Raw genomic sequence first — 25,286 nt, 5'->3', positions numbered from 1 at the left:
CTAGGGCCAAAGTATCTGCTCGGCACCTGCACTTTTTACATGAATTTGAATACCATAAAAGCGGTGACGATGCCACTGGCGATAAGGCTCAAAAGAATGAGGCGGAAATAACTTTTCAGGAGCGCTTTTCTACGGTAGAGATCACGATCAAAGAAGCGGTACCTATCACTGTCTTTTGACAGTACAGATAAGGAAGTCAAAAAATAGATTAATAAGAGTATCGCGATGCTAAATCCTAACTCCATAGAAGACAACTAGTGGTTTAGCCCAAAGGTCGCCATTTTTATTTATTAAATTAAGGAGAAGGGCACATTTCTTATGTTAAGTTTTCGGGCGATATTTTACCGAAAATACCGCCCGAGAGAAAAGTCTTGCAGCTGCTTACTTAGAAAGGGATTACTTGCAGTAGGTCCTCGTTTTTGCTATTATCTACTGCTTGCCCATGTCGAAGGTGGCGTTCGAGTGAGGAGTAGGGGAGTGCACGCCCTTCTTGGACATTTCTTCTGCCAGTCACGGAGTTACGGCCGAGGATAACATCGATGGTGTTTCGCAGTAAAAACTCCTCCGGATCGCCTAAAGCCTGGAAGGGGAGTTCCATAAATTCATTTATAGGTCCACGATTGGGAATAAATCCTTCACCGTAATCGGAGCGGTCATCTGCATTAAAACTTTTGAAGATAATGGGTAGCAGGCCCCAGTCATTGTCTTCGTTTTGATTATCTCGCAGTAGAGCAGAACCTACATTTTTACCCTCTGTAACATCCCCCACTAAATACACATCCATAAAGGGCTTAAGACCATTAATGACGAGTTCACTGGAAGAAGCCGTTCGGTTAGAGGTAATGATATAGACTCGGTTGTTAGCAAGCTGATTGCCGATATTGTTAGCAGCATCTGTGAAATTAGCGACCACGTTTTGAAACTGATCGAATCGTTCTAAGAAGCTGTTGTATCTATTTCTGAAGAATACGGTGTTACTATTTACATTACTCCCGATATGGCTTGCTAATTCGACTGCACTGGAGGTGAAGCCCCCTCCATTATACCGCAGGTCTACTACCAGGTGCTGCACACCCTCCTGTTTAAATTTACCGAAAATTTCGGCTAATTCAGTATCAAAGCTACCGTCAGGCCCTGGCGCAAAAAAGTTATAGACAAAATAACCGATTTTTTCATTTTCAGCGACGAGGACGGTGTCTAAGAAGTTAGGGTTTTCGGCAACTTCTGTCACTTGCATTTCGATATCCCCTATGGTGGATAGGCCTGCTCCTGGGGTAAGCTGCGCATAGGTGATGGTGTGCGGCTGTCGTATATTGGCGAGTGCAGCTCTAAAGTTACTCGTATCCATAGCCACACCGTTTATGGCTGTAATAAAATCCCCCCTTCGTAAGGCTGTGCTCGCTGCGGGGCTGTTGGATTTAATATAGGTAACCGCGCCGAGGACATCCCTTCCGTTAGCGCCTAAAATGAGGTTAAATTCATAGCCAGCCTCTAGATTTCTTCCTTCCAAACTAGCCTCCAGTTCGGAAGCGCTGGGGCGCATGAGGGTGTATCGGTCTTGGGGTACCATTAATGATCGTAAAAAAAGCGGGGGCTCGCTTGTTCTACTGCCGCCAGCACCCATTTCATCGAGCCAGTAATACACTTCGTTCATGACCGCGAAGGTCCAGTTATTGACCGTACGATTTAAATTGTCGGTATTTTCTTCAGTCTCTTCTTGTAAAGGGCCTTCTTCTACCTCATCGTTACAAGCGAAAAATACGCTGCTGACGAGTAGGAAGCAAAATACCCATTTGATTTTAAGTTTCAGATAATCCATAATCCATTTTATTAGGCTTTAAATATAATGAATTATGCGGCCAAATGTTCTTTTTGGATTAAAAAAATATTTAATAGGAGGTGTTTAGCGTGATGTCATGGTGTTTACTGTCCATCAGTGTCCCATTTTCGCATTTCAGAACGCGATAGGGATACTTGCGCAGCAAATCAAAATTATGGGTAGCCATCAAGATGGCTGTGCCTTGTTTATTTATTTCTTGGAATAATTTAAAGATGCCATCAGCTACGTCGGGGTCTAGGTTCCCGGTGGGTTCATCGGCGAGTAGAATTTCCGGGTTATTGAGCAGGGCGCGAGCGATCACCACCCGCTGCTGTTCTCCTCCGGAGAGCTGGTGTGGCATCTTCGTGGCAGCATCTGCCAGCCCTACCTTCAGCAGCACCTCAGCCATACGCCCTTTCATTTTTTGGGTGTCTTTCCAGCCTGTGGCGCGCATGACGAAGAAAAGATTTTCCGCCACGGAACGGTCCTGAAACAGTTGAAAATCTTGGAAAACAATCCCTAACTTTCGGCGCAGATAGGGAACATCTTTTTGCTTTAGTTTATGAAGTTCGAATCCTGCTAGCTTTCCCTCTCCGATTTCTAAGGGCAGGTCGGCATAGAGTGTCTTGAGTAGGGAGCTTTTTCCACTCCCTGTTCTGCCGATTAAAAAGACAAACTCATTCGCTTCTAGTGAAAAATCCACCTGCTTGAGCACGACATTTAAGCCCTGCTGAATACATGCATTTTGAAGCTGTAAAACAATTTTAGATTCGAAATCCATAGGTATTTGGGGCTTATTCCAACTCTAATTTTTGTAGTTTTCCGAAGGGGAGTGAGCGAATTAGGGTCTCTAAAGCTTCTTCCTTACCTTCCAGACCGAATTTCTCAACATTTTTCAAGGGTCTATCCGCTCGGAAGTAGGCGACTAGAACGAAATTCTCATCTCGAATCTGGATATAATCGGGAATTTTAGCCTTGCCTTTAACTTTTATAATATACATGTATGGGCGAATTTACGAAATAAAACGAAAGACCTTGTCTTTTTGTACAAGGTCTTTAACGTTTTCAGTTACTTATTGTTTGGCTGCTTTCGCATGGTCTGCTAAAAACTGGGCCAAGCCTGCATCCGTCAGCGGATGGTTTAAAAGTTGCGTAATTACCTTCAGCGGGCAGGTCACTACATCTGCCCCCAGCTCAGCACACTTCACTAAATGCATCGTATGGCGTACGGAGGCAGCTAATACCTCAGTAGCAAAGCCATAGGCCTGATAGATGTGTACGATCTGCTCGATAAGTTCCAGCCCATCGAAGGAAATGTCATCGAGGCGACCGACGAAAGGAGATACATAGGTAGCCCCTGCCTTAGCTGCTAATAGCGCTTGACCGGCCGAAAAAACCAAGGTGCAGTTTGTACGGATGCCTTGATTATGGAAATACTTGATCGCTTTCACACCCTCTTTTATCATCGGGATTTTGACTACGATTTTATCATCAATTTTGGCCAGCTCCATGCCTTCTTTGATCATGCCTTCGTAATCGGTAGCGATTACTTCCGCTGAAACTTTGTCGTCTACAATGTCGCAGATAGCCTTATAATGTGCACGGACAGCAGCATCTCCTGAGATGCCTTCTTTGGCCATTAAGGAAGGATTGGTGGTCACACCATCCAGGATGCCTAAGTCATAGGCTTCCTTGATTTCCGCTAAATTCGCGGTGTCAATAAAGAATTTCATGTTTGAGAGTTTTATGTGAAACAAAGTTACTCTTTTTCTGGACCTATGCCGGATTTAGCAAACATTAGCTGAAAAAATGTGATAAAAGGCTAAAAAAAAGTAAGCGGCATCGCACCGCTACAACTATCTACCCTTGCTTCCTTCCGGACCTGGGGGATTCAACAGGAGCTGGTCGTGCCGCTTGAATACAAAGGTAGGTGAATTCTTGATATTGGCAAAAGCCAGCCAGAAAAAAAGACCTCCGCTGACACTAAGTCGCTAGACATGAGAGAGAAATTTTGTGGCAAAGTTTTTGAGCATGGGTTTTGGAAAAACATTCCATGAAAAAAATAGCACTTTACTTACTTCTATTTTTCGCCTTTAGCGCCTGTGCCGTTTTTACCCCTAGGCCACAGTTTGAGCAGGGCATGACGGAAAATCGCTTTTTACGCCAAAATCGTACTGCTCTCATCAGTAGCATGGAAAACGGTAAAATCACCTATCGCGTGAATCGGGATGAGCGCTTCTACGTTTTAGCCACTTTCGAGGAGGGCGTACTCATCCGGGTAGAAGAAAGGGAAATCGTACCCATTTGGGGAGCACCTCGCGAAAATTAACCTTTGCCCGAAGGGCAAAATCACAAAACGTATCGATAGAAAGAAGGTCTTCGGTATACCCCTGGGCCTTCTATTCTTCCCGTGCAGGAATACTTTTCGCTTCTAATAGCTGGAAAGCCAATGCTGAAGCCTCCTCAAAGGCATCTTCCGCCAAGTCTTCGTAGATTTCTTCGTCAAAAGTCAGGACCGTACGTTCCACTAGGCCGTCCGGATGCACGATCAGCTCGGTGCCTGCCCACTGCGCTTCTTCTACCTTTACCCACACTTCATAGTCTTCAAAGCTACGTTTAAAATATCGCGCTAATTTTTGTCCCATTTTATTTTTGTTGTTTTATGTGAACGCTTATATTTGCGTTAAATCTATGAAAAATCTCGCGAATACATATTGGTGGTGGCAGCATAAATTTTCTCACTGGGAAAACTGATCTGCTATTGTCTATTTCGTATCGTATACCGTATAGAACAGGCTTATTGGTCATCCCAATAGGCCTTTTTTTATTACCTCAAGAAAGCATGTAACCCTATGCCCCAACAGATTCATCTCACCACACGACACGAAAAGCTGCTTGCAGATATCGTAACTCCTGTGGGCATCTACCTGCAAGTCAGGGACCGATTTACGAACCCTATCCTGCTCGAAAGCTCGGATTATCATGGTCAGGAAAATAGTTATTCTTATATCTGTTTCAACCCGATCGCTCACTTTTCCTTCGATGGGCAGCACGTTAGCCAGCAGCTTCCCGGAGAAACTCAACCCGAACGGAGGCCTCTCGAGGCGGGACAGTCCCTTGTCGACGCCCTCCAGCAGTTTAGCGCACGCTTCAGCCAGGTCAGCAGTATTTCAGATAAGTTTATCACGAATGGGCTTTTTGGATTTACCAAGTACGATGCTGTCCAGCATTTCGAGACCCTCCAGCTGCGACATGCTGCCGACCCGCTACACCCCCTGATGCATTATGCGGTCTATCGACACATTATCGTCATCGACCATTTTAAAAATGAACTCCACCTGCTCGAACACGACCTCCAGGATCAAGCGCAGGAGAGCCTGCTCCCCGAGCTAAAAACCCTTATCCGCAGTCGAAATGTCCCCGCCTACCGCTTTGCCCGAACAGGGCAGGAGAAGAGTAACTATACCGACACGGAATTTTTAGAAATCCTAAAGAAAGGACAAGAGCACTGCTTTCGTGGGGATGTATTCCAAATCGTGCTTTCGCGGACTTTTACGACTGCCTTTGAAGGAGATGAATTTAATGTTTACCGTGCACTTCGCTCCGTGAATCCTTCGCCCTACCTCTTTTATTTTGATTACGGTCAGTATAAAATTTTTGGCAGTTCTCCAGAGGCACAAATCGTGGTAAAGAGCGGTCAAGCTACCATTTTTCCTATAGCCGGTACCTTTAAACGAACGGGTAGCGATGAGGCAGACGCTGCGCTGGCGCGCAAACTTTACGATGATCCTAAGGAAAACTCCGAGCATGTCATGCTGGTAGATCTGGCTCGAAATGACCTCAGCCGTAGCTCAGAAAAAGTAGAAGTGGAAGTGTTTAAGGAAATTCAATATTACTCCCACGTGATCCACTTGGTGTCTAAGGTAACCGGGCAGCTGCCTAAAGGGGCAAATCCGCTTCAGCTAGTGGCAGATACCTTTCCCGCTGGGACCCTCTCCGGAGCGCCTAAGTATCGAGCCATGGAGCTTATCGATGGACTGGAAAATACCTCCAGAAACTTCTATGGCGGCGCCATTGGCTTTTTAGGTTTTAATGGCGACTTTAACCATGCTATCCTGATTCGCTCCTTTATTTCGCAGGGTAATGCGCTGCGCTTTCAAGCCGGCGCTGGAGTGGTGGCCAAAAGCCATATCCCTTCTGAACTGCAGGAGGTTAGTAATAAATTAGAAGCTTTGCGCGTAGCGCTTCAGGCTGCAGAACAATTATAAGAAATGGAGAAGATTTTAGTTGTCGATAATTACGATTCCTTCACCTATAATTTGGTGTATCTCGTCCGGACCCTTGGCTATGGAGCGGCACTGACCATTCGGAGAAATGATGCCATTTCCGTAGAGGAGGTAGCGGACTATGACAAAATACTGCTCTCTCCTGGGCCAGGAATTCCACAGGAGGCAGGCATCATGCCGGAATTGATTTTGCGCTATGCGCCAAGTAAAAATATCCTCGGTATCTGCCTGGGCCATCAGGCTATCGGTGAGGCGTTCGGCGCCAAGCTTCATAATTTAAAAGAAGTTGTCCACGGACTAGGAACAGACATCCGGTGTGGGCAAGATCCCTTATTTGCTGGTTTGGACCCTGTTCAAACGGTGGGTCGCTACCACTCTTGGGTGGTGCAGGCAGAGGCCCTTCCTGAAGCGCTGCAGGTCATCGCAAAGACGCCTGATGGGCAAATTATGGGCCTGCGCCACAGAGAATACCGTGTGGCAGGCTTGCAGTTTCACCCGGAAAGCATCCTAACTCCTAATGGTGCCCAGATGGTAAAAAACTGGTTAGCATCTTAATGAACCCAGTCATTTTAATAAATTTAGAATCAATCTGTTATTAGTGTATACATGAAAGACATCCTAAACCACTTAACTGCCCATAAAACACTCAGCCGTGAACAAGCTCGAGAGGTGCTTGTACGCATCGCAAACGGGGAGGTGAACCAGGCGCAGATCGCTGCATTTCTAACTGTCTATCTCATGCGCAGTATTACGGTGGAGGAGCTAGGCGGGTTTCGAGAAGCCATGTTAGCGCTTTGTGTACCAGTAGACTTAAGTGCCTATACTGCCATGGACCTCTGTGGCACGGGAGGGGATGGGAAGGATACCTTTAACATCTCGACGCTTTCCTCTTTCGTGGTGGCGGCGGCAGGTCAGCCTGTGGCCAAGCACGGCAATACAGGCGTAAGTTCCATCTGCGGCTCTTCCAATTTACTGGCCTCCTTCGGCTACGCCTTTACAGCAGATGCAGGTGAAATTCAGCGCAATATGGAGCAGGCGAATATTTGCTTTTTACACGCGCCCCTGTTCCACCCTGCCATGAAGCAGGTAGCGCCTATCCGCCGCGAACTAGGAGTAAAAACCTTTTTTAACATGCTCGGTCCTATGGTGAATCCCAGCAGCCCGAAGATTCAGCTGGTCGGCGTTTTCAGCCTGGAACTTGCCCGTCTTTACGGTTATCTTTATCAGCAGCAAGACGCCCGCTTCGGCATCTTGCACGCATTAGATGGGTACGATGAGGTTTCTCTCACAGGAGCTTTTAAGCTCGTGGAGAATTCCGGGGAAGGCATTTATTACCCTGCCGACTTAGGCCTGCCGCGACTGGAGGCTGCTGCCATAAAAGGGGGGGATACGGTGGAGGCTTCCGCCAAAATTTTCCTTTCTGTGCTAAAAGGAGAGGGGACTGCGGCACAGGAAGCGGTGGTGCTGGCCAATGCAGGCACCGCGTTAAAGGTAGCACGTCCGGACATCGATTTTCCGACTGCTGTGGAGCAAGCACGCGAAGCCCTGAAGAGCGGACGCGCCTATGAAGTGTTTAAAAAATTAGTGAATCCTACCGTTTCCTTTGCGGTAAGCAAATAAAAAAACGTATGACGATTTTAGATCAAATAATAGCCCATAAGCGGGAAGAAGTAGCGGAGCGGCAGTCTTTGATTCCAGAGAAGCTGCTCGAAAAGAGTGTCTTTTTCGACAATCAGGTAGTTTCTTTAAAAAAATACCTCCAAGACCCCGAAAAGACCGGCATCATCGCCGAGTTTAAGCGGCAGTCCCCCTCTAAAGGGCTGATAAACGGGAGTGCCAGCGTGGAAAAAACCAGCATTGGGTACATGCAGGCGGGGGCCTCAGCGCTTTCGATACTGACAGATGAAAAGTATTTTGGTGGACATGCTGACGACTTGAAGGAAGCCAGAAGATTTAACTTTTGTCCGATTTTACGGAAAGATTTTATCATCGATCCCTATCAGATTATCGAAGCGAAAAGTATGGGGGCCGACGTGATCCTGCTGATCGCGGCCGCTTTAGATCCGAAGACCCTGCGGGAGCTGGCGCGCTTTGCCAAGTCCCTCGGGCTAGAGGTGCTCATGGAAGTGCATGATGCTGAGGAGCTAGAGCGCTCGTTATGTCCTGAGTTGGATGTAGTCGGCGTGAATAATCGCTCGCTGAAGACCTTTGAGGTAAGCCTGCAGACCAGCCATGCCTTAATTAGCCAGATTCCGGACAGCTTCGTAAAAATTTCCGAGAGCGGCTTGCACCGCCCGGAAGACCTCGTCGAACTCCGTGAAGTGGGTTATCAGGGCTTCTTGATCGGTGAGCGTTTTATGCAGAGCAGCCGCCCGCATCAGGCTGCCTATAATTTTATGCAGGCCTATCGTAAATTATATAAAAATCCTGCCTGACGATGTCGCGTAAACCTTGGATTAAAGTATGTGGTATGCGCGAGCCTGCGAACATCAAGGTGCTGCTCGAGCGGATCCGCCCGGCCTACATGGGGCTTATCTTGTATCCCCCTTCGCCGCGCTATCTCCGTGATGAGCTGACAGATTATTATGCCCGGCTGACGCTTCCGAAGGTAGGCGTATTCGTCAATGAGCCAAATGAGGTCGTAGAGCGAAAGGTCCATGCTCTAGCGCTACAGGCGGTGCAGCTGCACGGTAAGGAGTCAGCGCAGCAGGTGGAGGCTTTGCGCCAAAACTTACCGAAGGACGTAGAGATCTGGAAGGTAGCTTCAGTAGGAAATGCGGTGGACTGGCAACAGCTAGCGGCCTACGTGCCCTTCTGTAGTCATCTGCTTTTCGATACGCAGGTGAAAGGCTATGGGGGGTCCGGGAAGCAGTTTAATTGGGAGCTGTTATACGACTATCCTTTCGACCTACCCTTTATCGTAAGTGGAGGCATCACCGAAAACAGTGCGGCTAAACTATTAGATTTGGCCGAAGGCCTACCCCAGCTTGTCGGGGTGGACATCAATTCGAAGTTTGAGTTAGTACCTGGCCTAAAAAACATTGCCGCTCTGGAGCGGTTTTCGAAGGCATTAAATAAGGAGTATCATGATCGAAATAAAAGTTGACGAAAAAGGATTTTACGGTAACTTCGGCGGTGCCTATATCCCTGAAATGCTGCACCCTAACATTGAGGAGCTGCGCCTAAATTATGAGGCCATCATCGCCGAGCCTGACTTTCAGAAAACCTTTCATGGCCTGCTAAAGGATTTTGTCGGCCGGCCGACGCCGCTTTATCTGGCAGAAAGACTGTCGGAGAAGTTCGGTGCTACCATTTACCTGAAGCGGGAGGACCTCTGTCATACAGGAGCGCACAAGGTAAATAATACTATCGGACAGATAATCCTAGCAAAAAAACTTGGGAAAAAGCGCATCATCGCGGAAACCGGCGCTGGCCAGCATGGTGTAGCTACGGCTACGGTTTGTGCTTTGATGGGCATGGAGTGCACCGTTTACATGGGGGCTCTGGATATCGAAAGGCAGCGGCCGAATGTGGAGCGCATGAAAATTTTAGGCGCTAAGGTGGTGCCGGCTACCTCTGGAAGTAAAACCTTAAAGGACGCCACGAATGAGGCGATGCGTCAGTGGATTAATAATCCCGTAGATACGCATTATATCATCGGGTCAGTGGTAGGGCCGCACCCGTACCCGGAGATGGTGGCACGCTTCCAGTCGGTGATCAGTGAAGAAATGAAGGCTCAGCTGTTGGAAAAAGAGGGGCGCGATTATCCGGATGCTGTCATCGCCTGTGTGGGGGGTGGATCGAATGCGGCAGGTGCATTTTACCACTACTATAATGATCCGCGTGTGCGCTTGATCGCCGTGGAGGCTGCGGGGCTGGGCATCAGCTCTGGCAAGTCAGCGGCTACCACAGCATTAGGGACGCCGGGCGTTTTACATGGCAGCAAGACCCTGCTCATGCAGACCAAAGACGGGCAGGTGGTCGAGCCTCACTCCATTTCTGCGGGCTTGGATTATCCGGGCATCGGGCCGGTGCACGCGCACCTCTTCGAGAGTGGCAGAGGGGAATTTATCGCTGTGGAAGATGACGACGCCATGCGGGCAGGAATTGCGCTGAGCCGTACGGAAGGCATCATCCCTGCGATCGAGACTTCTCACGCGCTGCATGCGCTGTCGCTGATGGCATACAAACCTAGCGACGTGCTCGTTATCAATCTTTCCGGCCGCGGAGATAAAGATCTGGATACCTACATCAAATGGGGCAAGTACTAAGCAGAAAAAAATGAATCGACTGAAACGTTTATTTGAGCACAAGCAGGAGCGGGTGCTTTCGATCTACTTTACGGCCGGTTTCCCGGCCAAAGACGATACTTTGACGGTGATGCGGGCTCTGGAACAGGCCGGAGCGGACATCATCGAAATCGGTATGCCATATTCGGACCCCATTGCGGATGGTCCCACCATCCAGGAAAGCAACTTACAGGCTTTAGCGAATGGCATGGACATGGAAACCCTCTTCGAGCAGCTGGAAGAGATGCGGAAAACGGTTTCCCTTCCTGTCGTGCTGATGGGCTACCTGAATCCGATCATGCAGTACGGAGAGGAGCGCTTCTGTGCGCGCTGTCAGGCCTTAGGTATTGACGGCTTGATCATCCCGGATCTGCCGATTGCGCTGTATTTGGAGCAGTATCAGGCCTTGTTTACGCGATATGGCTTGAGCAATACCTTTCTAATTTCTCCGCAGACCTCCGAGGCCCGAATTCGGGAGATAGATCAGCATTCCGATGGCTTTATTTACATGGTCAGCTCCCATGCGATTACGGGGGCAAAGGCTTCTATTTCGGAGGAGCAGATCGCCTATTTCGAGCGTGTGGCAGCCATGCAGCTTAAAAATCCACGGCTCATCGGTTTTGGTATTTCCGATGCGCACACCTTTTCCACGGCCTCCCGCTATAGTCATGGAGCCATCATCGGTAGTGCTTTTATAAAAGTGCTAGCGGGGAGCCAAAACCTGGAAGCGGACATATACCAGTACATACAAAACGTAATTCAAGAAGCATGATTATACAAGTTGAAACCGGGATTTCTACGCAGCAGCTGGAGGCCATTTGCGCCACGGCGCAAAATCTCGGATACAAGATTACCGAGGTGAAGACACAGCTCGGACACTACCTGATCGGTATCGGTAAAAAGCCTTTCGATATCCGACTTTTAGGCCACATGCCGGGAATAAAGGATATCCATATCGTCTCGGATGAGTATAAGCTGGTCTCTAAAAAATGGAAAGCCAAGCCAACAAAAATTCAAATAGGCGATGGCGTCCATATCGCTGACGGGGAGATGGCCATCATCGCCGGCCCCTGTTCGATCGAATCGGAGGAGCAGATAAAAGAAGTAATCGACCACCTGGTGGATAGTGGGGTGACCATGATGCGCGGGGGCGTGTTTAAACCCAGGACCAGTCCCTATGCTTTCCGGGGCTTAGGCATCGAGGGGCTCAAGTTATGGCATCAGCTGGCGCGTGAGGCTGGAATCAAAATCGTTACGGAGGTGATGCAGGTCTCGCAGATCGAGGAGATGTATCCGTATGTGGATGTATACCAGGTGGGGGCGCGGAACACCCAGAATTTCAACTTGCTCGATGAGCTGGGTAAAGTCGATAAGGCGGTGATGATTAAGCGTGGGATTTCCGGCACGATCGAGGAGCTTCTGCAGTCGGCGGAGTATGTTTTTTCTGGCGGTAATGAAAAGCTGATTCTGTGCGAACGTGGAATTCGAACCTATGAAAAGGCCTCTCGTAACACGCTAGATTTAAATGCTGTACCGATTTTAAAGGCCAAGTCGCACCTGCCTGTAGTGGTGGATCCGAGCCATGGTATCGGGATTCGTGCCTATGTGCCGCAGATGGCGCTGGCGGGGGTTATGTCGGGTGCCGATGGCATTATTTTTGAAACACACAGAATCCCAGAAAAGGCCTATTCAGATGGGCAGCAGACCTTGGATTTTGCACAAAGTGCCCTGCTCATCGGACAGATCCGGCAGACATTCGCGCTAAGAAAGACATTTCCCCTTTTGTAAAAAAAGCGTTGGAAAATAGCGGGAACTGCAGTAGATTTTAAGAAATTTAGCCAAGCGCACTAGTCTGCAGACTGTTTTAAGGCCGGACGGAACGTCTTGCGCTAGATTTCGTTCTATAAGATATAAACCCAAAGCGTACGCATGACAGAGAGACCGAAAGAATGGGTGTTTAGCGACCCCCGACTAAAAGATTTACAACAGGATTACGAGGCCTACACAGAAGAGGACTTTCAGGTGTGGAAAATTCTTTTCGAGCGTCAGATCGTGAACTTACCGAAGGCTGCATCTCAGGCCTATTTAGATGGCATCAAGCAGGTGAATTTTACCGCTGACCGTATTGCAGATTTTCGGGAGGTGAATAAAAAACTCGCAGAAACGACCGGTTGGGAAATCCAAGTGGTACCAGGACTCATAGATGACGACTTGTTTTTTGGGCTCATGCACAACAAGCGCTTTTGCTCATCTACCTGGCTGCGCAAAATGGAGCAGTTAGATTACCTCGAGGAGCCCGATATGTTCCATGATGCTTTTGCACATATGCCCATGCTGACGAATCAGCATTATGTAGATTTTCTCGAGCAGCTGGCGGGGATCGCGCTGAAACATATCGATGATCCATGGGCGATCGAATTGCTTTCGCGTATTTATTGGTTTACGATTGAGTTCGGCCTTATCCGCGAAAATGGAGAGCTGCGCATTTATGGCGCAGGTATCTTGAGCTCTGCGGGTGAGACCAAGTTCTGTCTTTCTGATGAGCCGGCGCATCATCCGTATGAGGTGAAGAAAATTTTTAATACCCCTTACTGGAAGGATAAGTTCCAAGATAAGTATTTTATCATCGAAAGTTATGAGCAGCTGTACCACTCGATTCCTGAAATCGAGCGTGTGCTGGAAGAGATGCTCGCTGAAACGGCTAATCAGTAAGCAAAACATAAATCCCGCTACTTCTGGCGGGATTTTTTGGTTATATTTGTGCATGAAAGTAGCAGTCATCGATTACAAAGCCGGAAATGTTACCTCGGTTTTGTATGCGCTGGAGCGGTTAGGAGCCGAAGCAGAGCTCACCGCGGATAGCGAAAAAATCCGAGCTGCGGATCGGGTCATTTTTCCCGGACAAGGGGAGGCTAGTTCCGCCATGCGAGTATTAAAACAATCAGGTATCGATAAAGTCATCCCGGAGTTGAAACAACCTTTTTTCGGTATCTGTCTTGGTCTTCAACTGCTCTGTGCCCATTCTGAGGAAAAAGATACGCCCTGCTTAGGTATATTTCCTGTACAGGTCAAGCGATTTCGTCCTGATAATCCCAAAATGGATAAGGTGCCTCAGGTGGGCTGGAACGAATTAGAAAAACCCAATAGTCCACTTTTAGAGGGTCTTCCTGCGGCTGCCTATGTCTATTATGTGCACAGTTTTTATGCAGAACTGAGTCCTTATACCATCGCGGAGAGCACCTACACGCTGCCTTTCTCAGCCTTGATGCACCGGGATAATTTTTATGCCATGCAGGCACACCCTGAGAAGTCAGGCTTGGTAGGCCAGCAAATTTTAGAAAACTTTCTTCGTTTATAAATAGAAATTCATGGAAATCATTCCAGCGATCGACCTTATCGGCGGCAAGTGTGTGCGCTTGACGCAAGGCGATTATGCAAGTAAAAAAGCCTACTTTGATCAACCGGTGGAGGTGGCCAAACGCTTCGAGGAGGCTGGCATCCGTCGCCTTCACCTAGTGGATTTAGATGGTGCGAAAGCGAAAAAGATCGTTAACGGTGCTGTCCTTCGGGCGATTTGTGCCGAGACGAGTTTGCACGTGGACTTCGGAGGCGGCATTCAGGCGCAGGAGAGCTTAGAGGAGGCCTTTGCGCTGGGCGCAAAGCAAATTACGGGGGGAAGCATCGCAGTAAAAAATCCAAGCCTAATGAAAAGCTGGTTAGCGACACAAGGTGGGGAGAAAATTATCCTCGGAGCGGATGCTAAAGACCGAAAAATAGCCGTGGGCGGCTGGGAAGAAACCACTCAGCTCGATGTGATCGATTTTATTCGCGGCTATCAGGCTGCAGGTGCGCAGTATGTGATCTGTACGGATGTAGCTAAAGACGGACTGTTACAAGGTCCCTCCATAGCGCTATACGAGGAGATTTTAGCTGAAATTCCAGGGATACAACTGATCGCTAGTGGCGGAGTTTCGGGTGTAGAAGACCTGGAGGCCCTGCAGCGCATCGGCGTTTACGGTGTGATCGTGGGTAAGGCCTTCTATGAGGGCAGAATAGATTTAGCTACATTAGCCTCTTTCGTGGAGTAGAAAAGCGTATGTTGACAAAAAGAATCATTCCCTGTTTAGATATAAAGGATGGCCGCACGGTGAAGGGGGTCAACTTCGTGCAGCTGCGCGATGCGGGCGACCCGGTGGAGCTGGCCAAGCTGTACTCGGATGAGGGTGCGGATGAGCTGGTGTTTTTAGATATCACGGCCACGGTAGATAAGCGCAAGACGCTAGCTGAGCTAGTAACACGGATCGCGAAGGCGATCAATATTCCCTTTACGGTAGGAGGGGGCATCAGCTCGGTGGAGGATGTGCGCGTGCTTTTGCAGGCTGGTGCGGACAAGATATCCATTAATTCGGCAGCAGTGAAGCGCCCAGAGGTAATCGATGAAATGGCAGCCGCATTCGGGTCTCAGTGTGTCGTAGTGGCCATCGACAGCAGGTCGGTAGACGGTCAGGACATCGTGCATACCCATGGGGGGCGGCGTCCTACCGAATTAATTACCCAGCAGTGGGCCGCAGAGGTGGCAGCACGTGGTGCAGGAGAAATTTTACTTACCTCTATGGATCACGATGGCACGAAAGCGGGCTTTGCGAATCGGCTGAATGCTGAGCTGGCCGAGCTGCTCGCCATTCCTGTGATCGCTAGTGGAGGTGCAGGCACTATGGAGCATTTCCGAGATGCCTTTACTTTTGGCAAGGCTGACGCTGCCCTAGCGGCAAGTATTTTCCATTTTAAAGAAATTCCGATACCGGGCCTAAAACGTTATCTGAAGGACAGCGGTATCTCGATACGAATCCAAGAAGCATGAAGATAGAGGAAATTAATTTTGAAAAAGTGAATGGCCTTTTACCGGTCATCATTCAGGATGTGCAGACGGCCAAGGTACTGATGCTAGGCTACATGAATGCCGAGGCCTTGGAGAAGACTTTGGCCACGGGCCAAGTGACCTTTTTTAGCCGCACCAAGAATAGGCTGTGGACCAAGGGAGAGACCTCGGGCAACTTTCTATTGGTAGACAATATGCGTCTAGATTGTGATCAAGATACGCTTTTGATACAAGTAAATCCGGTGGGGCCGGTCTGTCATAAGGGGGACGACACCTGCTTCGCGCAGGAGAATACGAGCAAAACCTTTTTTATTGACACCTTGCGTACGGTGATCGCCGAGCGAAAAATGGCTTCGCCGGAGAGCAGCTACACCAGCTCACTTTTCCATAAGGGCATCAATAAAATCGCCCAGAAGGTAGGGGAGGAGGCTGTGGAGATTGTGATCGAGGCGAAGGACGATAATAAAGACCTCTTTTTAGGGGAGGCGGCCGATCTTCTCTTTCATTACCTGGTGCTGCTGGAGGCGAAGGAGTATACCCTCGATGAGGTGATGGAGGTGCTGATAGCCCGACATGGAAAAAAGGCTTAAGCATGGCCTTTGGCGCGCGCGCCAAAGGGAAAAAAACGCATGTAATTCGTGGCATGAAAAAGAAAAGGCGCTCTCTAAGGGGGAGGGTCTTTTTTAGTTTTCGAGCTGCTAGGAGTGGGTGCGCGTGAGCTTTTCAGGTGGACTGAGGCCAAAAAAAAGGAATGGCTAAACACCATTCCTTAAGAAGTAGCGAGGACGGGAGTTGAACCCGTGACCTCAGGGTTATGAATCCTGCGCTCTAACCAACTGAGCTACCTCGCCATGATGAAAATAAATCTTTCCCCTATTTGAGATAAGAAATATTCTCTATATCTTACCAAAAAACAAATAAGCTTTCAGACAGCCCTTTGTTTTAACCCTTTCGCGTTCCGTATGGGAATGCAAATATGGTGGCTTGCTGTATAAAAAACAAGCTGTCACCAGAAAAAAAATAAAATTTTAAGCACGAAAAAGCAGCACAGGATGGGTAAAAACAAATTTATTGCTGATTACCAGGTGAATACTTCTAAGAAAGTTTTGTTCCCTTATTTAAGTACGGCGAGTGGTTTAGCTTCATGGTTTGCAGACGAGGTTAAGTTGAGTCCCGATAAGACCTTTATTTTTACCTATGATAAGGAGGAGCATTATGCGCGGATCGTCGCACTCCGGCAGCTGGCTCATGTAAAGTTTGAGTTTTTTCATCCCGAGGGCGGTGAGGTGACGGATTCAGCTAACATAGAGTTTAAATTAGAGGAGAATGAGTTGACCCAAACCCTCTTTTTAAAGATTGTCGATCAGAACGAACACTATTCTGACGAGGAGTTGCGTTCCATTTGGGAGGGTTTAGTCGGGAATTTAAAAGAAATCTTAGGAGCTTAAGGGGTGAATGTGCTGAAAAATGCGGAAATTTGCCTTTCTTAAGCGATTGGTGAATAGAGCAGCATGAAAAAACTCGATAAATTAATTTTAGGATCTTTTATAGGCCCTTTTATCCTCACTTTTTTAGTGGTGGACTTTATCCTGTTAACAGTAAACATGCTGAAATATTTCGATGAGATATTCGGTAAAGGCCTGGAGTTTACGATTTATTTGGAGCTGATTTCCTATTTTATGATCAGCATTTCACCCATGGCCCTACCGCTGGCGGTGCTGCTTTCCTCGCTCATGACTTTTGGTAATTTAGGGGAGCATTTTGAGCTTACGGCCATAAAAGGGAGCGGGATATCGCTGCTACGGGCTCTCCGGCCCATAGCGGTTTTCGTAGTGGTATTGACTTTTTTAGCTTATTTATCGAATAATTACTTAGTCCCCAAGATTAATTTAAAGACCTTCAGTCTGCTGTATGATATACGGACGAAATCGCCGGCGCTGGATATTAAGGAGGGCGTTTTTTATAGTGGTATTCCGGGCTATAATATAAAGGTGAATAAAAAAGTGGACGATGTACGCTTAAAGGACATCATTATCTATGATCATACTGAGGGGCAGGGAAATATTAATGTGATTTTAGCGGATAGTGGTCGGATGGAGCCTTTTGAGGATGAGCGCTACCTGATGATGACACTTTATCAAGGGGTGAGTTACAAGGAGGCACGTGCTCCACGTGGTATTCGGGAGAAGCCGGTAGAGTTTACCCGTTCTCGTTTTACAGAAAATGAGATGATTTTTAACCTGGAGTCTTTCCAGATGAATCGAACGCCCGATGAGCTTTGGTCCACGAACCGTTCCATTAAAACGATAGTAGGCCTGAAGGAGGGACTAGACTCCATGGCTCTGGAGATGAATAAAGAAGTTTTTTTCAACTTCTCGGCCAGTAAAAGTTCCTTTCCTTATTATGGGCGTAACAGGGAATTTACGCCTCCTGAGCATGTCGCTGCCATGAAGGAGCGTGCAGACTCCATCAGCGAGGTACGTCGTGAAATGCGTCTAGCACAGCGTGCTGCCCGGGACTCAGCGCTTCAGCAGGTATCGGTGGCGGTGAATCCGAATGCAGATAGAACGTTAGCAGAGGTTTCTGACGATCTGCTACAAGTACCTCCTGTGGAAACAGGCAGGGAAGAGGTAACTCGGGTATTGGAGCCTGATGCTGCGCCACTGGAGGGGGCGCGGCAGGTGCAAAGCCAGGAGTCTAGTAGTCTAAAGGCTGTGCAGCAGCAGCGAAATGTGGCTTCGCTGCAGCAGGGCTCGGCACCGCTATCAGAAGCGGCTGCGGAAGGGAAGCGCCGTGTAGAGGCCTATAGTGCGCAGCTGGCTTCGCAGCGATACGAATTCACTGATGCGCAGCGCAGTAGGATGGATAGTATCATAGAGAAGGGGAATTATGAAGCACGAGCGGCCACTGCTGCTATGAATAATGCTCGTTCGTTGAAAAATAACTTTAGCACTAGGCTAACGAAAATAGATAATTTTGAGCGGGAATATCGACGTTTCCAGATTGCTATTTATCAAAAATATACGACAGCCTTCGCTTGTGTGGTCATGTTTTTAATAGGAGCCCCCCTTGGTGCTATCATCAAAAAGGGAGGATTAGGGATGCCGGTCTTACTGTCGATGATCTTTTTTATTTTATTCTATATGCTGACCATCACAGGAGAGAAATGGGCGAAGGAAGGCATCGTTTCCCCCTTATTTGGTACTTGGTTTTCGAATTTGGCGCTGCTGCCCTTTGGGATTTTCTTTTTGCGCCAGGCGCGAAAAGATGCACGTCTTTTCGAGGCGGATGTATATGTAAGCTGGTTTGAGAGGCAGAAGAAAAGATTTAAGAAAGAAAAGACCTCATCGTGAAACACTGTATTTGTTAATCCGCTAGATAAACACTACATTTGCATTTATTATTTTAAAATTTAGCTTAACATGTATTTAACATCAGAGAAAAAAGAAGAGTTGTTTAAAAATCATGGCAGGTTAAAGTCTGAAACGGATACGGGTTCACCGGAGTCTCAGATCGCTTTATTCACGTACAGAATCAAGCACCTGACCGAGCATTTAAAACAGAACAAGAAGGATCACGGCTCACGTTTAGGCCTCCTAAAACTTGTGGGTAAGCGAAGAAGCTTACTAGATTACTTATACAAAAACGATATTGAGCGTTACAGAGCTGTTTTAGCTGACCTAGGATTGCGTAAGTAATAGTACTATCGTAGGGTTCTTCTACACCAAGAAGAACCCTATTTTTTCGTCTACTTATTTGTTAAACCTTACTTTTCTTGTTATTTCTTACTAAAAGTCATTTATGTTACCAAATGTCATTTCGAAAGCTATCACCCTAGCGGATGGTAGAAAAATTACCATTGAAACTGGAGCCTTAGCGAAGCAAGCTGATGGCTCGGTGGTGGTACGCATGGGCAATGCGATGTTACTTGCCACTGTTGTTTCTAAAAAAGAAGCCCAAGACGGAGTGGATTTTCTTCCTCTTTCTGTCGATTACCAAGAGAAGTTCGCTGCCTCCGGTAAAATTCCTGGGGGATTTTTAAAGCGTGAAGGAAGATTATCTGATTATGAGATTTTGATCAGCCGTTTGGTAGACCGAGCTATACGTCCGATTTTCCCAGATGATTATCATGCTGATACTCAGATCGCTATTACTTTAATGTCTGCAGATGCAGACGTTTTACCAGATGCCTTAGCAGGTTTAGCAGCCTCCGCAGCTCTAGCTGTTTCAGACATACCGTTTAATGGGCCTATCTCCGAAGTTCGGGTGGCGAAAGTAGCGGGCGAGCTGGTGATCAACCCTACGCCTACGCAGTTAGCGGAAGCCAATATGGAGTTCATCGTCGCTGGATCTAAGGAGTATATCCTGATGGTAGAAGGAGAGGCAGATGAGATTTCTGAAGATGAAATGGTGGAAGCGCTGGAGTTTGCACATCAAGAAATTATCCGTCACTGTGAGGTACAGTTGGAACTAGCCAAGGCAGTAGGTGCGGAACAAAAAAGAGCTTACGAGCATGAGACGCACGATGAGGCTTTGTTTGAAAAAATGCATGCCGCGCTTTATGACCAGTGTTATGCTGTCGTAGCCCAACAGATCGCGAATAAAAGTGAGCGTTCGCGACTGATTAAAGAAATTAAAGAGGCATTTGTTGCTTCCTTAGGGGAAGAGCATGAATACGATAGCTTTTTGATCAACCAGTATTTTGGAAAGATCCATAAAGAAGCTGCGCGTAATTTGACTCTGAACGAAAAGAAACGACTTGACGGACGTAAGCTGGATGAGGTGCGTCCGATCTGGTCGGTGGTGGATTATCTGCCTTCTGCACATGGTTCTGCTGTCTTCACAAGAGGGGAGACACAGTCGGTTACTACCGCTACCTTAGGCACTAAGCTGGATGAGCAAATGGTAGATGGCGCCATGATCTCGGGTTACAATAAGTTTTTCTTGCATTATAACTTCCCAGGATTTTCTACCGGAGAGGTAAAGCCCAACAGAGGTCCCGGAAGGAGAGAGGTGGGACATGGTAATTTAGCCATGCGTGCCTTGAAAAAGGTATTGCCTCCCGATGCGGAAAACCCCTATACGATTCGCGTAGTATCCGATATCTTAGAGTCGAATGGCTCTTCTTCTATGGCCACAGTCTGTGCGGGTTCTTTGGCCTTAATGGATGCGGGTGTGCCGATTAAGGCTCCTGTTACGGGTATTGCCATGGGAATGATTTCAGATGCTAAAACAGGTAATTATTCTATTCTTTCTGATATTTTAGGAGATGAGGATCACTTAGGCGATATGGATTTTAAGGTGACTGGAACTTCTAAAGGAATTACTGCCTGTCAGATGGATTTAAAAGTAGAAGGTTTAGACTATAGCGTATTAAAAGAAGCGCTTTATCAAGCGCGTGCTGGTAGACTACACATCTTAGATGAAATCAATAAGACCTTGGATGCACCTAGACCAGAATTGAAGCCGCATGCACCGCGAAGCTTCAACATGCATATTCCGAAAGAGCTTATCGGAGCCGTTATCGGTCCTGGTGGTAAAGTTATTCAGGAGATTCAAAAAGATACTGGAGCGACGATCGTCATCGAAGAGGTAGATAATCAGGGCAAGATTAACATCTTCTCCAACAATCAGGTTTCGATGGATGGCGCTATTGCACGCATTAAGGCGATTGTAGCGCAGCCGGAAATAGGTGAAACGTACACAGGTAAGGTGAAAAACATCATGCCTTTCGGTGCCTTCGTAGAATTTATGCCAGGTAAAGATGGTCTTCTTCATATTTCGGAGATTAAATGGGAGAGACTAGAAACCATGGATGGTGTGCTAGAAGCTGGCGAGGAAATTGTGGTGAAACTTATCGATGTAGATAAGAAAACTGGAAAGTTCAAGTTGTCCCGTAAGGTTTTACTTCCAAAGCCGGAAGGGCAAGGAAAAAAATCATAAAAATTAAACAATTTTCGGTAATTGAACTTTATTCCCCTTGTAACCCGTTTATAAAGCGTCGTACTATTAAACCTATTGTGAATGAGGCAGCTAAAAATTAGCAAACAGATTACCAATCGGGAGAGTCAATCCCTAGACAAATACCTACAAGAAATCGGTAAAGTGGATCTACTTACCGCCGATGAAGAGGTGTTGTTGGCGAAGCGTATTCGCGAAGGGGATCAGTTGGCTCTCGAGAAATTAACGAAAGCGAATTTGCGCTTCGTGGTATCTGTGGCCAAACAATATCAGAATCAAGGACTATCCCTGGGAGATTTAATTAATGAAGGCAATTTAGGCTTGATCAAAGCTGCACAGCGCTTTGATGAGACGAGAGGCTTTAAGTTTATCTCTTATGCGGTATGGTGGATTCGGCAGTCTATCTTACAAGCCTTAGCAGAGCAGTCTCGTATTGTACGGCTTCCCCTTAACCGAGTGGGTTCATTGAATAAAATTTCTAAAACATTCTCTGAATTGGAACAGAAATTTGAGCGTGAGCCCTCTCCCGAGGAGCTGGCTGAGGTGCTCGAAGTTTCGGCTGGTGAGGTGGTAGATACCATGAAAATTTCAGGTCGTCACGTTTCTATGGACGCTCCTTTCGTACAAGGCGAGGAAAATAGCTTACTCGATGTACTGGAGAATGACGGAGAAAATACGCCTGATGATGGCTTGATGAATGACTCGCTTCGAAAAGAAGTACAGCGCGCTCTAGCGACGCTTACTCAGCGGGAAGCGGATGTTATCGTCTACTATTTCGGCCTGAATGGTGAACAATCGATGACCTTAGAGGAAATCGGTGAGAAATACAATCTTACCCGAGAGCGTGTCCGCCAAATCAAGGAAAAAGCGATTCGTCGTTTACGTCATAACTCAAGAAGCAAGACGTTAAAGCCTTATCTTGGATAAGAAGTCTTAAAAATTCCTTCTAAAAAAGCCATCCATGAGGATGGCTTTTTTTTTGAAATAATTTCGTGTCCGGAAAGCAATCATTTTCTGCTTGATAAGAGCGAATTATGCCTTTTTGGCCTATGTTTTGCGCAGAATTTTTAAATTTTAACATCACCCGGTTGTACGTAGTAAACGAAGCGCTCCTTTTTGGCTATTCTATAGGTAGTAGAAACCCTCGGATTTAGCAGCTAGGTGCTTTTGTGATAAAAATTGCGTAATCCCTATCAGGAAACCCGTATATTCGCATGTATATACATAGGAGAACGCGCTGTTACTTTAGGGAATTTTAACAGTAGGAAGCTTTGTTCTGATAGAAGGATTAATCAATTTTGCGAATTAAATTATAAAGTTATGGCTACTGAAAAAGTAAAAGTGCTCATTATAGGTTCAGGTCCTGCCGGTTATACGGCGGCTATTTATGCATCCCGTGCAGGTTTAGAACCCGTTCTTTATACTGGAGCACAGCCAGGAGGTCAACTAACCATCACCACTGACGTAGAAAACTATCCGGGCTATCCGGAAGGTGTGCAGGGGCCAGCCATGATGGAAGACTTCAGAAAGCAAGCGGAGCGTTTTGGCACGCAGGTGCGCTATGGTCAAATTACAGGGGTGGATTTTTCTGGTCATCCCCATAGAGTGACGGTAGATGAGCAACATGTAGTAGAAGCCGAAACGGTTATAATTTCTACAGGAGCCTCTGCTAAATGGCTTGGACTTGAAAGCGAAGAGCGACTAAATGGGAAAGGGGTCAGTGCCTGTGCAGTTTGTGATGGCTTCTTTTTCCGAGGCCAAGAAGTGGCGATCGTAGGTGCAGGCGATACTGCCTGCGAGGAAGCAAGTTATCTAGCCAATATCTGCAGCAAGGTGTACATGTTGGTGAGAAGAGATGAAATGCGCGCTTCCCAGATCATGCAGAAACGTGTCATGAATAACCCAAAAATCGAAATTCTTTGGAATACAGAGACCGAAGAAATCCTCGGTGAAGAGGAGGTTGAAGGTGTTCGTGTCCTAAACAGACTTACAGGAGAAAAGCAAACGATCGATGTGAAGGGATTTTTCGTGGCCATCGGCCATGAGCCCAACACAGGTATTTTTAAAGATATTATCGATATGGACGAAAATGGCTATATCAAAACAGTTCCTGGAAGCACGCGGACTAATGTAGAAGGTGTTTTTGCTTGCGGGGATGCACAAGATCATATTTATAGACAGGCAGTTACAGCAGCGGGCACGGGATGTATGGCCGCACTGGACGCAGAACGTCATCTGGCAGAAAAAGAACTCGTTTAAGTTATCTGCATGCAGTTGAGGTTCATTGTCTTATGGAGTATCCTTATTTTGAGCCTGTGTATCTTCGATGCGCAGGCTCAAACTTCGCGTAGGGCCACCAAAAATACGTCTCCCGATAGTATAAAAGGAGCGACTCCCGCGAACCCTTTGCTTAAAGACATGCGCTTATATGATCCGGAAAAATACCTGGAAGAGGTAACACGCGTAACAGATAGTATTTTATTCAGAGGACATGAGGGATTAAAAAAGCGACTTTCTATCGTCGCTGAAGATACTCTTTCTCTTATCTGGGCACCCACAAATCAACTTGTACAGGTGTCTGAGCAGGTGCTTATCGATAGCATTTGGGTGACGGCTTACGAGTATTTTTCTTCATGGGACTCGCGAAAAATCAATATTTACGACTTCGATCCGAAAAATTTCACAGACACGCTGTACGTCAAGCTCTTTGATCCTTTTTTCGGAAGTAACTGGGCCATGCCTCTCGATGAAACACAGATAACCTCTGAATTCGGTTTTCGAAGGTATCGCTGGCACCATGGGACAGATCTAAGACTTCGCACAGGAGATCCAGTATACAGCACCTTCGATGGGATCGTACGCATGCGCTCTTACGATAGAAACGGCTATGGATATTTTGTCCTTGTTCGCCATAAAAATGGACTTGAAACACTATATGGCCACCTTTCTAAAATAGAAGTGGAAGTGGGTCAGGAAGTTAAAGCAGGGGATATTTTAGGCAGGGGAGGAAGTACAGGAAGGTCTACAGGGCCGCATTTACACTATGAAATCCGCTATCAAGGTTTGTCTATCAACCCGACCGAGATTTTCGATTTCGGTTTTCGAAGAATTAAAATGGATGTCTATCCACTCACAGCCTCTAGCTTTCAGCATGTCGTACAGGCGCAAGAAGCAGTCTATCACCGTGTGCGAAGTGGAGAGAACCTCAGCGTTATCGCTAGACGCTACGGCGTACGGGTGAGTACCATTACCCGTCTAAATGGAATAAGTACCAATTCAGTTTTACGCGTAGGTCAGCGCCTGCGCATTCGATAAGTTACATGATGAAATTAGATATACTCGTGCTCGCCGCACATCCCGATGATGCAGAATTGTCTTGCTCTGGAACGATCGCCGCGCACGTAGCAAAAGGATACCGTGTAGGTATAGTAGATTTTACGGCTGGAGAAATGGGCACACGGGGAACACCGGAACTTCGCTTAGTAGAAGCGAATAAGGCAGGTGAGCTGCTTCAACTCAGTGCTCGGGAAAACTTAGGGTTTCAGGATGTTTTCTTCCAAAATGACGCCGCGCACCAGCATGCGCTCATACACGTTATACGTAAATACCAACCAGAAATCGTATTGGCTAACGCCATAACGGATCGCCATCCGGATCATGGAAAAGGAGGAGCTCTCGCTTCCCAAGCCGCTTTTATGAGTGGCCTGAGGAAAATCGAGACCTTGGACGCGGCTGGGGATCCTCAGCAGCCTTGGAGACCTAAATTCCTCTATCACTATATCCAGAACAACTTTATTCAGCCCGATTTTGTCTTTGACATTACACCCTTCTGGAAGACGAAACTAGCCAGCATTAAGGCCTTCAAATCTCAGTTTTATGATCCTGCGTCCACAGAGCCCGAAAGCTTTATTTCTTCCGAAAACTTCTTCCACTTTATCGAAGCTCGAGCTCGTGAAATGGGCCATAAAATTCAGGTGACCTACGGAGAGGGATTCACCGTAGAAAGGATGATCGGTGTAGACGACCTGTTTCATCTGAAGTAAGCCGCTTTA

Annotated in this window: 28 protein-coding genes, 1 tRNA gene and 1 other RNA gene; 22 read left to right on the top strand and 8 right to left on the bottom strand. The window is 47.2% G+C overall.

Features of this window, described 5'->3' with window-relative positions:
- Positions 1-35 precede the first annotated feature (35 nt).
- From ACXIT9_RS08075 to ffs, 6 genes are all read right to left on the bottom strand, one after another.
- Positions 36-245 (bottom strand): hypothetical protein, encoded by a 210-nt coding sequence (locus ACXIT9_RS08075; RefSeq protein ID WP_458055726.1) that lies wholly within the window; start codon positions 243-245, stop codon positions 36-38.
- Positions 246-385: 140 nt separating this feature from the next.
- Positions 386-1,819 carry a S41 family peptidase gene (locus ACXIT9_RS08070; protein ID WP_458055725.1) on the bottom strand — a complete coding sequence of 478 codons (1,434 nt, stop codon included), beginning with the start codon at positions 1,817-1,819 and terminating at the stop codon, positions 386-388.
- A gap of 70 nt (positions 1,820-1,889) precedes the next feature.
- Positions 1,890-2,600, bottom strand: a complete 711-nt coding sequence (locus ACXIT9_RS08065; protein ID WP_458055724.1) for a cell division ATP-binding protein FtsE — start codon at positions 2,598-2,600, stop codon at positions 1,890-1,892.
- A gap of 13 nt (positions 2,601-2,613) precedes the next feature.
- Positions 2,614-2,820, bottom strand: coding sequence for a hypothetical protein (locus tag ACXIT9_RS08060; RefSeq protein WP_009057086.1), 207 nt, complete (start codon positions 2,818-2,820; stop codon positions 2,614-2,616).
- Positions 2,821-2,892: 72 nt separating this feature from the next.
- Positions 2,893-3,552 (bottom strand): fructose-6-phosphate aldolase, encoded by a 660-nt coding sequence (gene fsa / locus ACXIT9_RS08055; protein ID WP_458055723.1) that lies wholly within the window; start codon positions 3,550-3,552, stop codon positions 2,893-2,895.
- Positions 3,553-3,647: 95 nt separating this feature from the next.
- An RNA gene (gene ffs / locus ACXIT9_RS08050) (signal recognition particle sRNA small type) lies at positions 3,648-3,738 on the bottom strand.
- Between the two features lie 134 nt (positions 3,739-3,872).
- Here ffs and ACXIT9_RS08045 point away from each other — a divergent pair.
- Entirely contained in the window at positions 3,873-4,148 is a 276-nt protein-coding gene (locus ACXIT9_RS08045; RefSeq protein WP_458055722.1) for a hypothetical protein, read from the top strand.
- Positions 4,149-4,218: 70 nt separating this feature from the next.
- On the opposite strand, the gene ACXIT9_RS08040 is transcribed toward ACXIT9_RS08045, so the two are convergent.
- Positions 4,219-4,464, bottom strand: coding sequence for a hypothetical protein (locus ACXIT9_RS08040; RefSeq protein WP_458055721.1), 246 nt, complete (start codon positions 4,462-4,464; stop codon positions 4,219-4,221).
- Positions 4,465-4,671: 207 nt separating this feature from the next.
- Between ACXIT9_RS08040 and ACXIT9_RS08035 the strand changes: the two genes are divergently transcribed.
- The 13 genes from ACXIT9_RS08035 to hisIE all read left to right on the top strand — a co-directional run bounded on the left by ACXIT9_RS08035 (position 4,672) and on the right by hisIE (position 15,863).
- Complete coding sequence (locus ACXIT9_RS08035; RefSeq protein WP_458055720.1) at positions 4,672-6,087, top strand: anthranilate synthase component I family protein; 1,416 nt, start codon at positions 4,672-4,674, stop codon at positions 6,085-6,087.
- Positions 6,088-6,090: 3 nt separating this feature from the next.
- On the top strand, positions 6,091-6,660 hold the full coding sequence (locus tag ACXIT9_RS08030; RefSeq protein ID WP_458055719.1) for an anthranilate synthase component II: 570 nt from the start codon (positions 6,091-6,093) through the stop codon (positions 6,658-6,660).
- A 51-nt stretch (positions 6,661-6,711) separates the two neighbouring features.
- On the top strand, positions 6,712-7,725 hold the full coding sequence (gene trpD / locus ACXIT9_RS08025; RefSeq protein ID WP_458055718.1) for an anthranilate phosphoribosyltransferase: 1,014 nt from the start codon (positions 6,712-6,714) through the stop codon (positions 7,723-7,725).
- An 8-nt stretch (positions 7,726-7,733) separates the two neighbouring features.
- The gene (gene trpC, locus ACXIT9_RS08020; protein ID WP_458055717.1) at positions 7,734-8,540 is read left to right on the top strand and encodes an indole-3-glycerol phosphate synthase TrpC; all 807 of its coding nucleotides are present in this window, start codon (positions 7,734-7,736) and stop codon (positions 8,538-8,540) included.
- Between the two features lie 2 nt (positions 8,541-8,542).
- Complete coding sequence (locus ACXIT9_RS08015) at positions 8,543-9,211, top strand: phosphoribosylanthranilate isomerase (protein WP_458055716.1); 669 nt, start codon at positions 8,543-8,545, stop codon at positions 9,209-9,211.
- Positions 9,192-10,376, top strand: coding sequence for a tryptophan synthase subunit beta (gene trpB / locus ACXIT9_RS08010; protein WP_458055715.1), 1,185 nt, complete (start codon positions 9,192-9,194; stop codon positions 10,374-10,376). Before ACXIT9_RS08015 ends, trpB begins: the two co-directional genes overlap by 20 nt.
- 10 nt (positions 10,377-10,386) lie before the next feature.
- Entirely contained in the window at positions 10,387-11,166 is a 780-nt protein-coding gene (gene trpA / locus ACXIT9_RS08005; protein ID WP_458055714.1) for a tryptophan synthase subunit alpha, read from the top strand.
- Positions 11,163-12,182: a 3-deoxy-7-phosphoheptulonate synthase gene (gene aroF, locus ACXIT9_RS08000; RefSeq protein WP_458055713.1), complete on the top strand. Its 1,020-nt coding sequence runs from the start codon at positions 11,163-11,165 to the stop codon at positions 12,180-12,182. Before trpA ends, aroF begins: the two co-directional genes overlap by 4 nt.
- A gap of 141 nt (positions 12,183-12,323) precedes the next feature.
- Positions 12,324-13,106, top strand: coding sequence for a phenylalanine 4-monooxygenase (locus ACXIT9_RS07995; protein WP_458055712.1), 783 nt, complete (start codon positions 12,324-12,326; stop codon positions 13,104-13,106).
- Between the two features lie 52 nt (positions 13,107-13,158).
- Positions 13,159-13,752, top strand: a complete 594-nt coding sequence (hisH, locus tag ACXIT9_RS07990) for an imidazole glycerol phosphate synthase subunit HisH (RefSeq protein WP_458055711.1) — start codon at positions 13,159-13,161, stop codon at positions 13,750-13,752.
- A 10-nt stretch (positions 13,753-13,762) separates the two neighbouring features.
- Positions 13,763-14,482 (top strand): 1-(5-phosphoribosyl)-5-[(5-phosphoribosylamino)methylideneamino]imidazole-4-carboxamide isomerase, encoded by a 720-nt coding sequence (hisA, locus tag ACXIT9_RS07985; protein WP_458055710.1) that lies wholly within the window; start codon positions 13,763-13,765, stop codon positions 14,480-14,482.
- A gap of 8 nt (positions 14,483-14,490) precedes the next feature.
- Positions 14,491-15,255 carry an imidazole glycerol phosphate synthase subunit HisF gene (hisF, locus tag ACXIT9_RS07980; RefSeq protein WP_458055709.1) on the top strand — a complete coding sequence of 255 codons (765 nt, stop codon included), beginning with the start codon at positions 14,491-14,493 and terminating at the stop codon, positions 15,253-15,255.
- A complete protein-coding gene (gene hisIE, locus ACXIT9_RS07975) occupies positions 15,252-15,863 on the top strand; it encodes a bifunctional phosphoribosyl-AMP cyclohydrolase/phosphoribosyl-ATP diphosphatase HisIE (protein WP_458055708.1) in 612 nt (203 codons plus the stop codon). Before hisF ends, hisIE begins: the two co-directional genes overlap by 4 nt.
- Positions 15,864-16,050: 187 nt before the next feature.
- Here hisIE and ACXIT9_RS07970 read toward each other — a convergent pair.
- A tRNA-Met gene (locus ACXIT9_RS07970) sits at positions 16,051-16,124 on the bottom strand.
- A 201-nt stretch (positions 16,125-16,325) separates the two neighbouring features.
- On the opposite strand from ACXIT9_RS07970, the gene ACXIT9_RS07965 reads away from it, so the two are divergent.
- The 8 genes from ACXIT9_RS07965 to bshB1 all read left to right on the top strand — a co-directional run bounded on the left by ACXIT9_RS07965 (position 16,326) and on the right by bshB1 (position 25,277).
- Positions 16,326-16,721, top strand: a complete 396-nt coding sequence (locus ACXIT9_RS07965) for an START-like domain-containing protein (RefSeq protein ID WP_458055707.1) — start codon at positions 16,326-16,328, stop codon at positions 16,719-16,721.
- 63 nt (positions 16,722-16,784) lie between these two features.
- Complete coding sequence (locus ACXIT9_RS07960) at positions 16,785-18,626, top strand: LptF/LptG family permease (RefSeq protein WP_458055706.1); 1,842 nt, start codon at positions 16,785-16,787, stop codon at positions 18,624-18,626.
- A 69-nt stretch (positions 18,627-18,695) separates the two neighbouring features.
- Positions 18,696-18,971, top strand: coding sequence for a 30S ribosomal protein S15 (gene rpsO / locus ACXIT9_RS07955; RefSeq protein ID WP_458055705.1), 276 nt, complete (start codon positions 18,696-18,698; stop codon positions 18,969-18,971).
- 103 nt (positions 18,972-19,074) lie between these two features.
- A complete protein-coding gene (gene pnp, locus ACXIT9_RS07950) occupies positions 19,075-21,216 on the top strand; it encodes a polyribonucleotide nucleotidyltransferase (RefSeq protein WP_458055704.1) in 2,142 nt (713 codons plus the stop codon).
- Between the two features lie 81 nt (positions 21,217-21,297).
- A complete protein-coding gene (locus tag ACXIT9_RS07945) occupies positions 21,298-22,161 on the top strand; it encodes a sigma-70 family RNA polymerase sigma factor (RefSeq protein ID WP_458055703.1) in 864 nt (287 codons plus the stop codon).
- A gap of 393 nt (positions 22,162-22,554) precedes the next feature.
- Complete coding sequence (gene trxB / locus ACXIT9_RS07940) at positions 22,555-23,493, top strand: thioredoxin-disulfide reductase (protein ID WP_458055702.1); 939 nt, start codon at positions 22,555-22,557, stop codon at positions 23,491-23,493.
- 9 nt (positions 23,494-23,502) lie between these two features.
- Positions 23,503-24,549 carry a peptidoglycan DD-metalloendopeptidase family protein gene (locus ACXIT9_RS07935; RefSeq protein WP_458055701.1) on the top strand — a complete coding sequence of 349 codons (1,047 nt, stop codon included), beginning with the start codon at positions 23,503-23,505 and terminating at the stop codon, positions 24,547-24,549.
- 8 nt (positions 24,550-24,557) lie between these two features.
- Complete coding sequence (gene bshB1, locus ACXIT9_RS07930; protein ID WP_458055816.1) at positions 24,558-25,277, top strand: bacillithiol biosynthesis deacetylase BshB1; 720 nt, start codon at positions 24,558-24,560, stop codon at positions 25,275-25,277.
- Positions 25,278-25,286: the final 9 nt, after the last annotated feature.

Source organism: Nitritalea sp., from assembly GCF_054166705.1.
The sequence above is the reverse complement of the archived record's forward strand: the minus strand, read 5'-3'. Positions and strand labels throughout refer to the sequence as shown.

What these genes read in the sequence shown, in the direction of transcription:
- hisF (WP_458055709.1), top strand. Translation starts at nt 14,491, where the DNA reads ATGTTGACAAAAAGAATCATTCCCTGTTTAGATATAAAGGATGGCCGC.
- hisA (WP_458055710.1), top strand. Translation starts at nt 13,763, where the DNA reads ATGGAAATCATTCCAGCGATCGACCTTATCGGCGGCAAGTGTGTGCGC.
- rpsO (WP_458055705.1), top strand. Translation starts at nt 18,696, where the DNA reads ATGTATTTAACATCAGAGAAAAAAGAAGAGTTGTTTAAAAATCATGGC.
- ACXIT9_RS08045 (WP_458055722.1), top strand. Translation starts at nt 3,873, where the DNA reads ATGAAAAAAATAGCACTTTACTTACTTCTATTTTTCGCCTTTAGCGCC.
- hisH (WP_458055711.1), top strand. Translation starts at nt 13,159, where the DNA reads ATGAAAGTAGCAGTCATCGATTACAAAGCCGGAAATGTTACCTCGGTT.
- ACXIT9_RS08060 (WP_009057086.1), bottom strand. Translation starts at nt 2,820, where the DNA reads ATGTATATTATAAAAGTTAAAGGCAAGGCTAAAATTCCCGATTATATC.
- ACXIT9_RS07945 (WP_458055703.1), top strand. Translation starts at nt 21,298, where the DNA reads ATGAGGCAGCTAAAAATTAGCAAACAGATTACCAATCGGGAGAGTCAA.
- trpA (WP_458055714.1), top strand. Translation starts at nt 10,387, where the DNA reads ATGAATCGACTGAAACGTTTATTTGAGCACAAGCAGGAGCGGGTGCTT.
- ACXIT9_RS07935 (WP_458055701.1), top strand. Translation starts at nt 23,503, where the DNA reads ATGCAGTTGAGGTTCATTGTCTTATGGAGTATCCTTATTTTGAGCCTG.
- ACXIT9_RS07965 (WP_458055707.1), top strand. Translation starts at nt 16,326, where the DNA reads ATGGGTAAAAACAAATTTATTGCTGATTACCAGGTGAATACTTCTAAG.
- pnp (WP_458055704.1), top strand. Translation starts at nt 19,075, where the DNA reads ATGTTACCAAATGTCATTTCGAAAGCTATCACCCTAGCGGATGGTAGA.
- ACXIT9_RS07995 (WP_458055712.1), top strand. Translation starts at nt 12,324, where the DNA reads ATGACAGAGAGACCGAAAGAATGGGTGTTTAGCGACCCCCGACTAAAA.
- hisIE (WP_458055708.1), top strand. Translation starts at nt 15,252, where the DNA reads ATGAAGATAGAGGAAATTAATTTTGAAAAAGTGAATGGCCTTTTACCG.
- ACXIT9_RS08075 (WP_458055726.1), bottom strand. Translation starts at nt 245, where the DNA reads ATGGAGTTAGGATTTAGCATCGCGATACTCTTATTAATCTATTTTTTG.
- ACXIT9_RS08065 (WP_458055724.1), bottom strand. Translation starts at nt 2,600, where the DNA reads ATGGATTTCGAATCTAAAATTGTTTTACAGCTTCAAAATGCATGTATT.
- trpB (WP_458055715.1), top strand. Translation starts at nt 9,192, where the DNA reads ATGATCGAAATAAAAGTTGACGAAAAAGGATTTTACGGTAACTTCGGC.
- ACXIT9_RS08035 (WP_458055720.1), top strand. Translation starts at nt 4,672, where the DNA reads ATGCCCCAACAGATTCATCTCACCACACGACACGAAAAGCTGCTTGCA.
- aroF (WP_458055713.1), top strand. Translation starts at nt 11,163, where the DNA reads ATGATTATACAAGTTGAAACCGGGATTTCTACGCAGCAGCTGGAGGCC.
- ACXIT9_RS07960 (WP_458055706.1), top strand. Translation starts at nt 16,785, where the DNA reads ATGAAAAAACTCGATAAATTAATTTTAGGATCTTTTATAGGCCCTTTT.
- trpC (WP_458055717.1), top strand. Translation starts at nt 7,734, where the DNA reads ATGACGATTTTAGATCAAATAATAGCCCATAAGCGGGAAGAAGTAGCG.
- trpD (WP_458055718.1), top strand. Translation starts at nt 6,712, where the DNA reads ATGAAAGACATCCTAAACCACTTAACTGCCCATAAAACACTCAGCCGT.
- bshB1 (WP_458055816.1), top strand. Translation starts at nt 24,558, where the DNA reads ATGAAATTAGATATACTCGTGCTCGCCGCACATCCCGATGATGCAGAA.
- ACXIT9_RS08040 (WP_458055721.1), bottom strand. Translation starts at nt 4,464, where the DNA reads ATGGGACAAAAATTAGCGCGATATTTTAAACGTAGCTTTGAAGACTAT.
- ACXIT9_RS08070 (WP_458055725.1), bottom strand. Translation starts at nt 1,819, where the DNA reads ATGGATTATCTGAAACTTAAAATCAAATGGGTATTTTGCTTCCTACTC.
- fsa (WP_458055723.1), bottom strand. Translation starts at nt 3,552, where the DNA reads ATGAAATTCTTTATTGACACCGCGAATTTAGCGGAAATCAAGGAAGCC.
- trxB (WP_458055702.1), top strand. Translation starts at nt 22,555, where the DNA reads ATGGCTACTGAAAAAGTAAAAGTGCTCATTATAGGTTCAGGTCCTGCC.
- ACXIT9_RS08030 (WP_458055719.1), top strand. Translation starts at nt 6,091, where the DNA reads ATGGAGAAGATTTTAGTTGTCGATAATTACGATTCCTTCACCTATAAT.
- ACXIT9_RS08015 (WP_458055716.1), top strand. Translation starts at nt 8,543, where the DNA reads ATGTCGCGTAAACCTTGGATTAAAGTATGTGGTATGCGCGAGCCTGCG.